Consider the following 14016-nt stretch of genomic DNA (forward strand, 5'->3'; position numbering starts at 1 on the left):
GATGGAGAAGGGATTCACCAGGTGGCGGAACGCCTCACTGTGCGCGGAGCGAGGGAACACAACCTCAAGGGTGTCGACCTCGATCTGCCGCGCGACAGCCTGATCGTGTTCACCGGTCTGTCCGGCTCGGGTAAGTCGAGTCTGGCGTTCGACACGATCTTCGCCGAGGGGCAGCGGCGGTATGTCGAGTCGCTGTCGGCGTACGCGCGCCAGTTCCTCGGGCAGATGGACAAGCCCGATGTCGACTTCATCGAAGGTCTCTCGCCCGCGGTGTCGATCGACCAGAAGTCGACCAACCGCAATCCGCGCTCCACGGTCGGCACCATCACCGAGGTCTACGACTACCTGCGCCTGCTGTACGCGCGCGCGGGCACTCCGCACTGCCCGGTGTGTGGCGAGCTGATCGCCAAGCAGACCCCGCAGCAGATCGTCGACCAGGTGCTCGCGATGGACGAGGGCCTGAAGTTCCAGGTCCTCGCCCCGGTGGTGCGTACCCGCAAGGGCGAGTTCGTCGACCTGTTCGACCAGCTCAAGACGCAGGGCTATTCGCGGGTGCGGGTCGACGGTGTGGTGTATCCGCTGACCGATCCGCCGAAGCTGAAGAAGCAGGAGAAGCACGACGTCGAGGTGGTGGTCGACCGGCTGGCGGTGAAGCCGGCGTCCAAGCAGCGGCTCACCGATTCCATCGAGACGGCGTTGCGGCTGGCCGACGGTATCGTGGTGCTCGATTTCGTCGACCGTGACGAGCACGCGCACGACCGGGAGCGCCGCTTCTCCGAGCGGCTGGCCTGCCCGAACGGCCACGCCCTCGACATCGAGGACCTCGAGCCGCGCTCGTTCTCGTTCAACTCGCCCTACGGCGCCTGCCCCGACTGCACCGGCCTCGGCATCCGCAAGGAGGTCGATCCGGAACTGGTGGTGCCCGACCCGGAGCTGAGCCTGGCCGATGGCGCGATCGCGCCGTGGTCGCGCGGGCAGACCGCCGAGTACTTCAACCGGCTGCTGTCGGGGCTGGCCGAGGCGATCGGCTTCTCGATGGACACCCCGTGGCAGAACCTGCCCGCCAAGGCACGCAAGGCGGTGCTGGAGGGCAGCTCCGACCAGGTACACGTGTCGTATGTCAACCGCTACGGCCGCAAGCGGTCCTACTACGCCGATTTCGAAGGCGTGATGCCGTTCCTGCACCGGCGCATGGACAACACCGAGTCCGAGCAGATGAAGGAGCATTACGACGGCTATATGCGGGATGTGCCGTGTCCGGTGTGCCACGGTGCCAGGTTGCGCCCGGAGATCCTGGCCGTCACTTTGGCCGCCGACGGAACCGACAAGTCGATCGCGCAGGTCAGCGACCTGTCCATCGGTGAGTGCGCGCATTTCCTGAATTCGCTGACGCTGGGGGAGCGCGAGGCCGCGATCGCCGGTCAGGTGCTCAAGGAGATCCAGGCGCGCCTGGGCTTCCTGCTCGACGTCGGCCTGGAGTACCTCACGCTGTCGCGGGCGGCGGCGACGCTGTCCGGCGGCGAGGCACAGCGCATCCGGCTGGCCACCCAGATCGGTTCGGGTCTGGTCGGCGTGCTGTATGTGCTCGACGAGCCGTCGATCGGCCTGCATCAGCGCGACAACCGCAGGCTCATCGAGACGCTGCTGCAGCTGAAGAAGCTGGGCAACACGTTGATCGTGGTCGAGCACGACGAGGACACCATCCGCGCCTCGGACTGGGTGGTCGACATCGGTCCGCTCGCCGGTGAGCACGGCGGCCGGGTGGTGCACAGCGGTCCGTACACCGAACTGCTCGACGAGCCCGAATCGCTCACCGGCGCTTACCTTTCCGGCCGGGAACAGATCGAGGTGCCGATGGTGCGGCGCCCGGTCGACCGGAAGCGCAGGCTCACCGTCGTCGGCGCCACCGAGCACAATTTGCGTGGCATCGATGTGGCGTTCCCGCTCGGGGTGCTCACGGCCGTCACCGGTGTCTCGGGTTCGGGCAAGTCGACCCTGGTCAACGACATCCTGGCGACGGTGCTGGCGAACAAACTCAACGGCGCACGGCAGGTTCCCGGCAGGCACACCAGGATCAACGGCCTCGATCACCTGGACAAGCTGGTGCAGGTCGACCAGTCGCCGATCGGGCGCACCCCGCGCTCGAACCCGGCCACCTACACCGGCGTCTTCGACAAGATCCGTACCTTGTTCGCGGCCACCACCGAGGCGAAGGTGCGCGGCTACCAGCCGGGCCGGTTCTCCTTCAATGTCAAGGGCGGTCGCTGCGAGGCCTGCTCCGGTGACGGCACGCTCAAGATCGAGATGAACTTCCTGCCGGATGTGTATGTGCCGTGCGAGGTGTGCCACGGCGCCAGGTACAACCGGGAAACGCTGGAGGTGCACTACAAGGGCAAGACCATCGCCGAGGTGCTGGACATGCCGATCGACGAGGCCGCCGAGTTCTTCGAGCCGGTCACCTCGATCCACCGCTATCTGAAGACCCTGGTCGAGGTCGGTCTCGGTTATGTGCGGCTCGGTCAGAGCGCGCCGACGCTGTCCGGCGGCGAGGCCCAGCGGGTGAAACTGGCCGCCGAGCTGCAGAAGCGGTCGACCGGGCGCACCGTGTACATCCTCGACGAGCCGACCACCGGCCTGCACTTCGAGGACATCCGCAAGTTGCTGAAGGTGATCAACGGCCTGGTCGACAAGGGCAACACGGTGATCGTCATCGAGCACAACCTCGATGTCATCAAGACCTCGGACTGGGTCGTCGACATGGGCCCGGAGGGTGGTTCGGGGGGTGGCACGGTGGTGGCTTCCGGCACGCCGGAGGACGTGGCGCAGGTGTCGGGCAGCTACACCGGGCAGTTCCTGAAGGAGGTGCTCGCGGCGCCCGCGCCGGTGCGTGCCCCGGCGAAGAAGAAGGCCGCCGCCAGGAACGCCGGGAAAGCGCCCGCCGAGAAAGCGCCCGCCGAGACGGCCGCGGCCAAGCGACTGGCCCGAAAGGCGGCCGCCCTGCGCTGAGCGACGACTAGGCTCCCCGGCAGCGGACTTCCGGAAAACAGGACAAAGTGAAACACGTATGGGTAACATTCGCCCAGGCGCGATCGCGATGTCGTGCAGTACGAAAGGAACGTCCCATGGATGAAGCCACCACGGCGCTCATCGGCCAGATTCTGTCTTTCCTGAGCGGCGGGTCCTCGATGGCCTACGAGCCCACCCAGCCGACTGCCTGACCGGCGGAATCGAAAGGAACACCTGAGCAATGGAAACCGGTAGCGCGGCGCTGTTCACCGCACTCGCCAATATGATCTCCTCCGGCTCGGCGGTCTCGGTCACCCCGGGGCAGCCGCCGACTACGGCCTGACGCCGCCACCGCGGCCCACGAACGCGAAGATCCGCCGACGTACCCGTCGGCGGATCTTTTCGTCGTTCCCGGTCAGTGCACCGGTCCGGTGTACTTCTCGCCCGGGCCCGCGCCCGGCGCGTCCGGTACCGAGGACGCCTCGCGGAATGCGCGCTGCAGCGCCTGCAGGCCCTCGCGGATCGGGCCCGCATGCGGTCCGAGATACTCCACCGACGCGGTGACAAGCCCGGCCAGCGCGGTGATCACCCGGCGCGCCTCGTCCAGATCGACGTGCGGGCCGGAGTGCGGATCGTCCGCGGCGAGGCCGAGCTTCTCGGCGGCCGAACTCATCAGCATCACCGCGGCCCGGCTGATCACCTCGACCGCGGGGATATCGGCCAGGTCGCGCACGGGGGGATCGAGCTCGTCAGTCATGCCGACAAGGCTATAGCGGGGCAGGCCGGACCCGGCCGCGGTGGGCCGATTCGGCGATAGCCGAATGCGATGCTAGACTTTCCGCTGACGACCGCCCCTGGTTGTGTCATGCACATCGGGGGCAGATAAGTGGAGCCCGACTCCCACCGTTACCGGCGAGCAATCGCACTGGACAACGGTCCCGGTCACCCGCCCGTCGGGCGGGTTTCCTCTGTGCCTGGCACAGAGGGGTCGACACCGAGCCCGTGAGGGCATGCGAGTGTGGGCGATCGGTCGACATCGGGCCCCGTCGCGGCGAAATACCGCAGCGGGGCTTTCGTGTTGAAACAGGGGTTGCAGTTATTGCGTGCGGTCGTTATGACGACACCGCTTGACCTAGGAGGCCCCATCAGCACTGAGACCCGCATCAACGATCGCATCCGTGTTCCCGAGGTCCGTCTCATCGGACCCGGCGGCGAGCAGGTTGGGATCGTGCGTGTTGAAGATGCACTTCGCGTCGCGCTCGAAGCCGACCTCGACCTCGTCGAGGTGGCACCGGATGCCCGTCCGCCGGTCTGCAAGATCATGGACTACGGCAAGTTCAAGTACGAGACGGCGCAGAAGGCGCGCGAGTCCCGGAAGAACCAAGTCCAGACCGTGATCAAGGAGCAGAAGCTCCGCCCGAAGATCGACGACCACGACTACGAGACCAAGAAGCGCAATGTCGTGCGCTTTCTCGAGGCCGGGTCGAAGGTCAAGGTCACGATCATGTTCCGCGGTCGTGAGCAGTCGCGGCCCGAGCTGGGTTTCCGGCTGCTCCAGCGCCTGGCCTCCGACGTCGCCGAACTCGGTTTCGTCGAGACCTCGGCCAAGCAGGACGGCCGCAACATGACCATGGTCCTCGCTCCCCACAAGGGCGCGAAGACGCGGGTGAAGGCACAGCAGGAATCGGCGCCCGCGGCTCGGCCGCTGCCGACCGGTCCAGCGAGTGCCGAACCGGCTGCGACGGCTCAGCCGAGCGCGCCTGCCGAGCAGGCGGCGTCGGCCGACCCGCAGTAACACCGATTTCAACGACTAGATAGAGGAATCCATGCCGAAGAACAAGACCCACAGCGGCGCCAAGAAGCGATTCAAGGTGTCGGGCCGGGGCAAGCTGCTTCGCGAGCAGGCGAACCGTCGCCACCTCCTGGAGCACAAGTCCTCCCGCCGGACGCGTCGTCTGGAAGGCACGGAGTCCGTCGCCGACGTGGACGCCCCCCGCGTGAAGCGGCTGCTCGGTCTCGCCTGAGACCGTCGCACCCCGACGATTCCGCGGCCGGGACACCCGGACGCCGACAACTACCGAACCCGGGCGCCGTCGCGCCCCCAGATGATCAAGGACTGACACAGTGGCACGCGTCAAAAGGGCCGTCAACGCTCAGAAGAAGCGCCGTTCCATCCTCGAGGCCTCCAAGGGCTACCGGGGTCAGCGCTCGCGCCTGTACCGCAAGGCCAAGGAGCAGCAGCTCCACTCGCTGACCTACGCCTACCGGGACCGCAAGGCCCGCAAGGGTGACTTCCGCAAGCTGTGGATCGCTCGTATCAACGCCGCCGCGCGTCTGAACGACATCACCTACAACCGTTTCATCCAGGGCCTCAAGGCCGCTGGTGTCGAGGTGGACCGCAAGATCCTCGCCGAGCTCGCCGTCTCCGACGCCGAGGCCTTCGCCGGTCTCGTCGCTGTCGCCAAGGCCGCGCTGCCCGCCGACGTCAACGCCCCGGCCGCCGCCGCCTGAGCTTGACGACACACAGCAAGCTGTCGGAACGACCCGTGGACGCGCTCTCCGAGCGCAATCCGCGGGTCGTTTCCGCTGTCAAGCTGCAGCGTGCCGCGCAGCGCCGCAGGGCGGGCAAGTTCCTCGCCGAGGGTGCGAACGCGGTCACCGCCGCGCTGGAGACCGGGCGGGTGCGTGAGCTGTTCTACTCGCTGGCCGCCGCCGAGCGCGAGACCGGGCTGATCGCCGGTGCCGCCGCCGACGGGGTGCGGACCACGCTGGTCAGCGATCGGGCCGCCGAGCATCTCGGCGAAACCGTCACCGCCCCTGGCCTCGTGGCGGTCTGCGACCTGGTCGATATCGGCCTCGGCGATATTCTCGCCCGTGGCCCGCGCCTGCTCGCAGTGCCGGTCGAGATCGCCGAACCCGGCAATGCGGGCACCTTGATCCGGGTCGCGGACGCCGTCGGTGCCGACGGCGTCGTGCTGGCGGGTGACACCGTCGACCCGCACAACGGCAAATGCGTGCGCGCCAGCGCGGGCAGCCTGTTCCATGTGCCGATCGCTCGCAGCCGTGAGATCGGCGAAACGCTCGACGCCGTCTCCGCCGCGGGCGTGACGATCCTGGCCACCGCGGCGAACGGCGAGGTCGACCTCGACGACGCCGACGAACTGCTCACCGGCCCCGTCGCCTGGCTCTTCGGCAACGAGGCGCACGGCCTCGATCCCGCCGTCGCCGCCCGAGCCGACCATCGCGTCCGCATCCCGATCCGTGGCCGCGCCGAAAGCCTGAATCTCGCGGCGGCGGCGGCGATCTGCCTGTACGCGAGTGCGCGTGTGCAGCACGCGGGGTAGGTCGCTGTCCACGTCAGCCGTCTGATCGCCCTGTCGAGCCCGTCGAACCCGGCGCCGATAGCGCAGGCTCTCGCCCAACGTGGCACGCCGGGCGACCGCGCGGAGGATGCCAGGGCGGCCTGCGCGGGAGTCGACGCGCGTGCCGGGGCCTGCGCCGGGGACACCGCCACCGCCACCGCGGTAGCCGCCATCGCCGCCGCCACCGGGACGACCGCCACCGGGCGCGCTGCCGGGGCGACCCGGACGGCCGCCGGACCCGGACGCGCGGAGCGCTGCGGCATGGCACGCCAGTGCCTGCGCGGCGGACGGCCGCCGAGGGCGCTGCCGATGCCGGCGGCGTTGGCAGGTCGTCGACCGCGGGCCCGTGGTGTCAGTCGTGGCCCTCCGGCCGGTGTGGTTCGGTCCCGTTGCCCGGCTCGGCGCCGCTGTCCGGCGGCAGCCGCACCTGTTCCGCGCACACCCCGGCTGCCCGGGAGAAGAGGCCGGGGCGGCGCGGCCGGATTCCGAGGCCGCACAGGGCCAGGCCGGATCCCGGGGCGGTGTGGCGGGCGCGGCGGCCCCCGGCCGGAGTGGGATCGCACGTTTGTTCCGGCATCGAGTAGTCCTGTTCTCGAGTCGAACACGCTGATGTGTTTTGCTCGGTTGGACGGCCTGCGCGCCGATTCGGTTCCCGCATTTCGCCGGCAATCTCCGAGCGCCGCGAAAACGGCGCTGACCTGGACGTTTCAGTCTGCTCATCGACCCGGTGATCGCGGGTGGTGTCCGGTGCCTGCGACCCACCGGTAATCCGGATGAAGCTCCTCGACCCCATCCCATAGGATTTATGCAGCACCGATGCGGGTAGGCAATGACGCACCCGTGAACCGATCCCCAGGGGAGAGTCGAACGATCGTGGCCGACGACAACAGTGGAGTCGAGCAGAACGCCTCGCTGACCGAGGAGGCACTCGCGGCAGCGGCAGCGGAGGCCGAGAAGGCGTTCGCCGCTGCGGCTGACCTGGATGCGCTTGCGGTCGCCAAGACCGAGTACATCGGAGGCAAGTCGCCGATCGCGCTGGCGCAGCGCGGGCTGGGCGCGCTGCCCAAGGAGGAGAAGGCCGACGCGGGCAAGCGGGTCAATGTCGCCCGCAAGCGCGTGTCCGAGGCATTCGAGGCCCGCCGCGCCGCGCTGCTCGAAGAACGCGATCAGGCCGTGCTGGTGGCCGAGAAGATCGATGTCACGCTGCCCGCGCGGCGTCAGCCGGTCGGCGCCCGCCACCCGATCACCGTCATCTCCGAGGAGATCGCCGACGTGTTCGTCGGCATGGGCTGGGAGGTGGCAGAGGGGCCCGAGGTCGAGACCGAGCACTTCAACTTCGACGCGCTCAACTTCCTGCCCGACCACCCGGCCCGCACCATGCAGGACACCTTCCACATCGCCCCCGAAGGTTCGCGCCAGGTGCTGCGCACCCACACCTCCCCGGTGCAGGTGCGTTCCATGCTGGAGCGTGAGCTGCCGATCTATGTCGTGTGTCCCGGCCGGACCTTCCGCACCGACGAACTCGACGCCACCCACACCCCGGTGTTCTCCCAGGTGGAGGGGCTCGCGATCGACAAGGGCCTGACCATGGCGCATCTGCGCGGCACCCTGGACGCGTTCGCGCGTGCGCTGTTCGGCCCCGACACCCGAACCCGCATGCGCCCCAACTACTTCCCGTTCACCGAACCCTCGGCCGAGGTCGACGTCTGGTTCCCGGACAAGAAGGGCGGCGCGGGCTGGGTCGAGTGGGGCGGCTGCGGCATGGTCAACCCGAAGGTGCTGATCGCCAGCGGCATCGATCCCGAGGTGTATTCCGGGTTCGCCTTCGGCATGGGCATGGAACGCACGCTGCAGTTCCGCAACGGCATCCCCGACATGCGCGACATCGTCGAGGGTGACGTGCGCTTCACCCTGCCCTTCGGTATCCGGTCTTAGAAGAGAGAGCGAAAAGTCACGTGCGAGTAGCGCAGTCCTGGCTGACCGAGATCCTGCAGCGCACCACCCCGGAATGGTCGGTGTCCGCCGAAGAGCTCGACGCCGGTTTCGTCCGCGTCGGCCTCGAGGTCGAGGAGGTCGACGAGCTCGAGCCGATCGGCGGTGACATCGACAAGCCGCTGGTCGTCGGCCGGGTCGCCGAGATCACCGAGCTCACCGAGTTCAAGAAGCCGATCCGCTTCTGCAAGGTCGACGTCGGCAACCCGGAGTTGCAGGAGATCGTCTGCGGCGCCCGCAACTTCGCGGTGGGCGACCTCGTGGTGGTCGTGCTGCCCGGTGGTGAACTGCCCGGCGGATTCAAGATCTCGTCGCGCAAGACCTACGGACACGTCTCCAACGGCATGATCTGCTCGGTCGCCGAACTCGGCATCGGCAAGGACCACGACGGCATCCTGGTGCTGGAGCCGGGTTCCGCGGAGCCGGGTGACGACGCGAACGTGCTGCTCGGCACCGACGACACCATCATCGAGCTCAACATCACCCCCGACCGCGGCTACTGCTTCTCGGTCCGCGGCCTGGCCAGGGAACTGGCCTGCGGGTTCGACCTGGAATACGCCGACCCCGCCGTGCGGACCCTGCCCGACGGTGACGCCGAGGCGTGGTCGGTGCGACTGGAGGCCGACTCGGAGTGCACCCGCTTCGGCGCGCGCCGCGTCACCGGCATCGATCCGCACGCGGTGAGCCCGCTGTGGCTGCAGCGCAGGCTGATGCTGTCCGGCATGCGCCCGATCTCCCCGGCCGTCGACGTCACCAACTACGTGATGCTCGAACTCGGCCAGCCCCTGCACGCCTTCGACGCGGCGAAGCTCAACGGCGGCTTGGTGGTTCGCTCGGCGCACAAGGGCGAGACCCTGCGCACTCTCGATGACACCGAACGCACCCTCGACGCCGAGGACGTGGTGATCGCCGACGATTCCGGCGTCATCTCGCTGGCCGGGGTGATGGGCGGTGCCAGCACCGAGGTGGGCCAGGAGACCACCGATGTGGTGCTCGAGGCGGCGACCTGGAATCCGTTGCGGGTCTACCGGACAGCACGCAGGCACAAGCTGGTCTCCGAGGCGGGCAAGCGCTACGAGCGGGTCGTCGACCCGGAGCTCAACATCATCGCGCTCGACCGCGCGGCCACGCTGCTCGCCGAGATCACCGGTGGCACCGTCGAAACCACGCTCACCGACATCAGGGTGCCGCTGGAACCGGTCGCGCCGATCGCGATGGACATCGACCTGCCCGACCGGGTCGCCGGGGTCACCTACCCGGCGGGCACCGCCGTGCGCAGGCTCGCCCAGATCGGTGCCGGGGTCGAGATCGAGGTCAACGACGCGGGCAAGACCCAGCTGCTGGTGACCCCGCCGAGCTGGCGGCCCGACCTGGCCCAGCCCGCCGACCTGGTCGAGGAGGTGCTGCGCCTGGAAGGTCTCGAGCAGATCCCGTCGGTGCTGCCGTCCGCGCCCGCAGGCCGCGGCCTGACCGCGTCGCAGCGGCGCCGCCGCGCCGTCAGCCGGGCGCTGGCCTTCGCCGGTGGTGTCGAGGTGCCGCCGCCGGTGTTCCTGCCCGCCGGAGTGTTCGACGTGTGGGGCCTCGACGCCGACGATCCGCGCCGCAACACCACCCGTGTGCTGAATCCGCTCGACACCGAGCGCCCGGAACTAGCCACCACCCTGCTGCCCGGCCTGCTGGAAGTGGCCGCCCGCAATATCTCCCGTGGTGCCCGTGACCTCACCATCTACGGCATCGCCCAGGTGGTGCGGCCGGGTGCCGAGACTCGCGCGGTCGAGGCGCTACCGGTGGACCGGCGGCCCACCGACGCCCAGATCGCCGAGCTGAACGGGTCGCTGCCCGCTCAGCCGGTGCAGGTGGCCGCGGTGCTCAGCGGCAAGCGGGACCCGCGCGGTCCGTGGGGGCCCGGCCGCCAGGCCGAGGCCGCCGACACCTTTGCGCTGGCCGACGAGATCGCCGCCGCGGCCGGGGTCACCATCGAGCGTCGCGGCGCGGCCTACCTGCCGTGGCATCCTGGCCGCTGCGCCGAGCTGGTCGTCGACGGCACCGTCGTCGGTCATGCCGGCGAGCTGCACCCGGCCGTGCTGGAGCGGGCCGGACTGCCGGCACGTACCTGCGCGCTGGAACTCGATCTGGACGCGCTGCCGTTGACGCAGGCCAGGCCCGCGCCCACGGTGTCCGCGTTCCCCGCCGTGTTGCAGGACGTCTCGGTCAGTGTCGAGAAGGCGGTGCCCGCGGCGACGGTGGAAACGGCGCTGCGCACCGGGGGCGGCGAGCTGCTCGAGGACATCGCGCTGTTCGACGTGTACGAAGGTGCCCAGGCCGGTGCGGGCCGCAAGTCTCTCACCTACGCCCTGCGCTTCCGTGCCGCCGACCGCACCCTCACCGAGGACGAGGCCAGTGCCGCGCGCGATGCCGCGGTCGCCGCGGCCGCGTCGGCGGTCGGCGCGGAACTGCGCGGATAGGTTCGGCTCGAGGTTCGAGGCCCGCCCGGTGATCCGGGCGGGCCTCGTGCTCGTTCAGCGCGCTCGGCGGCGGGCACCCAGCGGTATCCGGTCCAGGTCGTGGGCGAGGACCGCGCCGGGGAAATCCGCCTGGATCAGGAAATCCGGGTCGTCGGCCGCCCCGTAGCGTTCCGAGAAGTGTGTCAGGACCAGGGTTCTCACGCCACAGGCCCGAGCCACCTCGCCCGCCTGGCGTGCGGTGAGATGCCCACGTTCGGTGGCCAGCTCGGCTTCGGAGTCGAGATAGGTGGACTCGATGACGAGCATGTCGGCACCATCGGCGAGTTCGAAGACGTTGTCGCACAGGCGGGTATCCATCACGAACGCGACGCGTTGACCCGGCCGCGGCACCGTGCACTCGGCCAGCAGGTCACCGGACAGCTCACGCACCGCCGCTCCGGCGATGCCGTGCGCGCGCAGCCGCTCGGGCAGGAAGGTGTGGCCGTCCGGTTCGGCGAGCCGGTAGCCGTAGGTGGGGATGCTGTGGTCCAGCGGCAGCGCGGTGATCGTGAACCCGTCACCCGCCAGGGTCGCGCCCGCGCCACGCACCGGGTGTTCCACGATGGTCGCCGAACCGTGGTAGCTGGTCGCGTCCTTCAATCGCGCCCAGTATTCGGCGCCGTCGGCGGGGAACACCGCGTGCACGTCGTGTGGGACCTGGTCGCGGCAGAGCCGCTGCACGATGCCGGGTACCCCGAGCGCGTGATCACCGTGGAAGTGGGTGACACACAGCCAGTGCAGCTCGGTGGCGGACGCGCCTGCGTGCGCCATCTGCCGCTGGGTGCCCTCGCCGGGATCGAACAGAATGCCCCGGCCGTCCCACCGCAGCAGATAGCCGTTGTGGTTGCGGCGGCGGGTCGGCACGGCACCGGCTGTCCCGAGTACCAGGAGTTCCCTCGTCGACATAGCTTCCATCCTGGCCGGTCCGCTCCGCGAAGTCAGGTCGATATCCGGCCCGAGGCGGGTTGGGCCCCGCTGCGGGGGCGGGCTAGGTTGGCAGATGTGTCGATGATGAAAGGCGCCAATGTCGTGGTGCCCGCTGCCTCGGTCCGCGTCGAACTGGGGTGGCAGTCGGGAGCGCTCGATGCCGATGCCTCCGCACTGCTGCTGGCAGGAGCGAAGGTACGCTCCGACGACGACTTCGTCTTCTACAACCAGCCCGCGCATCCGTCCGGGGCGGTCCGGCACGAGGGCAAACGGCAGGGGCCGACGATCGTCGACGCACTCGCGGTGCGCCTGGACCGAGTGGAACCACAGATCGAGACCGTCGTGCTGGCCGCCTCCGCCGACGGCGGCACCTTCGGCCAGTTCCGCGACCTGCACATCCGTGTGCTCGACGCGGCCAGCGGGGCCGAACTCGCCCGCTTCGACAGCACCGGTGCCACCACCGAGACCGCCTTCGTCCTCGGCGAGCTGTATCGCCGCGAGGGGACCTGGAAGTTCCGTGCCGTCGGCCAGGGCTACGACACCGGGTTGGCCGGCCTGGCAACCGATTACGGCATCACCGTCGACGACGCGCCCGCCGCTGCCGATCAGCCGGTCACTCCACCGGCCCCGGTGAACTCCGTTCCGCCGTCTCCGCCCGCCGATGCCCGGCCACCACGGCCCTTCACCCCGCCTGCCGCCCCGCCGCCGCAGCCGGATGTGCCCCTGGTCGGGCAACCGCCGCAACCGCACACCCCGCCGTTCGATCACACGCACCCCCGATCCGCCTCGCCCCCCATGCCTTCCGCGTCACCGGTGAACCTGGCCAAGGTCTCGCTGACCAAGGACGCTCCCTCGGTCTCGCTCACCAAACACGGAGCCACCGGCGGGGTGATGCGGGTGAATCTCAACTGGACCTCGATGGCGGCGCCGGGCGGCCTGTTCGGCAAACTGCGCGGTAAGAACATCGACCTCGACCTGTGCTGCTTCTACGAACTGGCCAACGGCGCGATCGGGTCGGTGCGCGCGCTGGACCGCCGCTTCGGCGCCCTGTACGAGCCGCCGTTCATCCACCTGGACACCGACGATCGCACCGGTGCCGGCGTCACCGGCGAGAACCTGTCGATCAACCTGGACCACACCCGGTTCTTCCGCCGCATCCTGGTGTTCGCCTCGATCTACGAGGGCGCGCGCGACTTTCGCGGTGTGCACGCCACGGTCACCCTCACTCCGGTGAACTCGGCACCGATCGAGATGTTCCTCGACGGGTGTACCGACAACTCCCGTGATGCCGTGCTCGCCGTGCTGGAGAACGTGAACGGGGAGCTCGTGGTGCGGCGCGAGGGCGCGTTCGTCCGGCCGCCGGCCGGGCAGCCGGGCGGCGGCGTGATCGAGATCGCGCGGCTCTACCACTGGGACTTCGGGTTCCAGTCCGGACGGGGCAAGTGATGCGCCACCCCGCCACCAGGGTGCTCAACGCGCTCGTCTATCACCCCGAAAAGCATGTCGCCCAGAGCCCGGCCGCCTTCGGCCTCGACCACCGTGAGCTCACCATGCGCACCGCCGACGGTGTCGACCTGCACGGCTGGTTCGTGCGGGCCGCGCGCTCACGCGGGCACATCCTCTACGCGCACGGCAACGCGGGCACGATCGGTGATCGCGTCCCGATCATCGCCCTGCTGGTCGAGGCCGGTTTCGATGTGCTCGCCTTCGATTACCGCGGCTTCGGCCACAGCACCGGCGCCCCTGGCGAACACGGCACCTATCTCGATGCCAGGGCCGCACGGGCCGCTTTGCTCGCGCAGCCCGGCGTCGACCCGGATCGGGTGATCTACCTCGGCAAGTCGCTCGGCGGGGGAGTGCTGCTCGAGCTGGCCACCGAGCACCCGCCCGCCGGGATGCTGCTGATGTCGACCTTCAGCAGCATGCGCGCCGCGGCCCGCTCGGTCTATCCGTTCCTGCCCGCGCCGCTGATCCCGAACGCCTACCCGAGCCTGCGCCGGATCGCCGGGCTGCGTGTGCCGGTTCTGATGTTCCACGGCGACCGCGACGAACTGCTCCCGCTGCGCCACGCGCGGCGCCTGTTCGCCGCCGCGGGTGACCCGAAGGAGCTGGTCGTCGTGCCGGGAGCGGGCCACAATGACGTGATCGACGCACTCGGCAAGGAATGGCCGCGGCGGATCGTCGAATGGAGCGAGCGCTTCCTGCGGTGAGCGCACGTGCGTAGC

Annotated in this window: 12 protein-coding genes; 9 read left to right on the forward strand and 3 right to left on the reverse strand. The window is 69.4% G+C overall.

The genetic code is table 11. The annotated features are described in order from the left end of the window. Positions 1–21 precede the first annotated feature (21 nt). Positions 22–3006: an excinuclease ABC subunit UvrA gene (gene uvrA / locus ACFOW8_RS00585; RefSeq protein ID WP_378543675.1), complete on the forward strand. Its 2985-nt coding sequence runs from the start codon at positions 22–24 to the stop codon at positions 3004–3006. A gap of 415 nt (positions 3007–3421) precedes the next feature. Here uvrA and ACFOW8_RS00590 read toward each other — a convergent pair whose 3' ends face one another. Further along, the gene (locus ACFOW8_RS00590; RefSeq protein ID WP_378543678.1) at positions 3422–3763 is read right to left on the reverse strand and encodes a DUF1844 domain-containing protein; all 342 of its coding nucleotides are present in this window, start codon (positions 3761–3763) and stop codon (positions 3422–3424) included. A gap of 357 nt (positions 3764–4120) precedes the next feature. On the opposite strand from ACFOW8_RS00590, the gene infC reads away from it, so the two are divergent. The 4 genes from infC (at position 4121) to ACFOW8_RS00610 (ending at position 6350) form a co-directional block, all read left to right on the forward strand. Next, positions 4121–4801 carry a translation initiation factor IF-3 gene (gene infC, locus ACFOW8_RS00595; protein WP_378543878.1) on the forward strand — a complete coding sequence of 227 codons (681 nt, stop codon included), beginning with the start codon at positions 4121–4123 and terminating at the stop codon, positions 4799–4801. A gap of 31 nt (positions 4802–4832) precedes the next feature. Further along, positions 4833–5030 (forward strand): 50S ribosomal protein L35, encoded by a 198-nt coding sequence (gene rpmI, locus ACFOW8_RS00600; RefSeq protein ID WP_232997923.1) that lies wholly within the window; start codon positions 4833–4835, stop codon positions 5028–5030. A 100-nt stretch (positions 5031–5130) separates the two neighbouring features. Next, on the forward strand, positions 5131–5517 hold the full coding sequence (gene rplT, locus ACFOW8_RS00605) for a 50S ribosomal protein L20 (protein WP_358188729.1): 387 nt from the start codon (positions 5131–5133) through the stop codon (positions 5515–5517). A 35-nt stretch (positions 5518–5552) separates the two neighbouring features. Then, positions 5553–6350, forward strand: a complete 798-nt coding sequence (locus ACFOW8_RS00610) for a TrmH family RNA methyltransferase (protein ID WP_378543683.1) — start codon at positions 5553–5555, stop codon at positions 6348–6350. A gap of 370 nt (positions 6351–6720) precedes the next feature. Here ACFOW8_RS00610 and ACFOW8_RS00615 read toward each other — a convergent pair whose 3' ends face one another. Then, entirely contained in the window at positions 6721–6945 is a 225-nt protein-coding gene (locus ACFOW8_RS00615; protein WP_378543686.1) for a hypothetical protein, read from the reverse strand. A gap of 296 nt (positions 6946–7241) precedes the next feature. Here ACFOW8_RS00615 and pheS point away from each other — a divergent pair, with 296 nt between their 5' ends. After that, entirely contained in the window at positions 7242–8303 is a 1062-nt protein-coding gene (pheS, locus tag ACFOW8_RS00620) for a phenylalanine--tRNA ligase subunit alpha (protein WP_378543689.1), read from the forward strand. A 20-nt stretch (positions 8304–8323) separates the two neighbouring features. Then, the gene (pheT, locus tag ACFOW8_RS00625; protein WP_378543692.1) at positions 8324–10825 is read left to right on the forward strand and encodes a phenylalanine--tRNA ligase subunit beta; all 2502 of its coding nucleotides are present in this window, start codon (positions 8324–8326) and stop codon (positions 10823–10825) included. Positions 10826–10879: 54 nt separating this feature from the next. Here pheT and ACFOW8_RS00630 read toward each other — a convergent pair whose 3' ends face one another. Beyond that, complete coding sequence (locus tag ACFOW8_RS00630) at positions 10880–11770, reverse strand: ribonuclease Z (protein WP_378543695.1); 891 nt, start codon at positions 11768–11770, stop codon at positions 10880–10882. Between the two features lie 102 nt (positions 11771–11872). On the opposite strand from ACFOW8_RS00630, the gene ACFOW8_RS00635 reads away from it, so the two are divergent. Together ACFOW8_RS00635 and ACFOW8_RS00640 are read left to right on the forward strand one after the other, a co-directional pair. Further along, positions 11873–13237 (forward strand): TerD family protein, encoded by a 1365-nt coding sequence (locus tag ACFOW8_RS00635; RefSeq protein ID WP_378543880.1) that lies wholly within the window; start codon positions 11873–11875, stop codon positions 13235–13237. Next, positions 13237–14001: an alpha/beta hydrolase gene (locus ACFOW8_RS00640; protein WP_378543698.1), complete on the forward strand. Its 765-nt coding sequence runs from the start codon at positions 13237–13239 to the stop codon at positions 13999–14001. The genes ACFOW8_RS00635 and ACFOW8_RS00640 overlap by 1 nt, the downstream gene beginning before the upstream one ends. Positions 14002–14016: the final 15 nt, after the last annotated feature.

This window comes from Nocardia rhizosphaerae (assembly GCF_042650365.1).
Classification (GTDB): Bacteria; Actinomycetota; Actinomycetes; order Mycobacteriales; family Mycobacteriaceae; genus Nocardia; species Nocardia rhizosphaerae.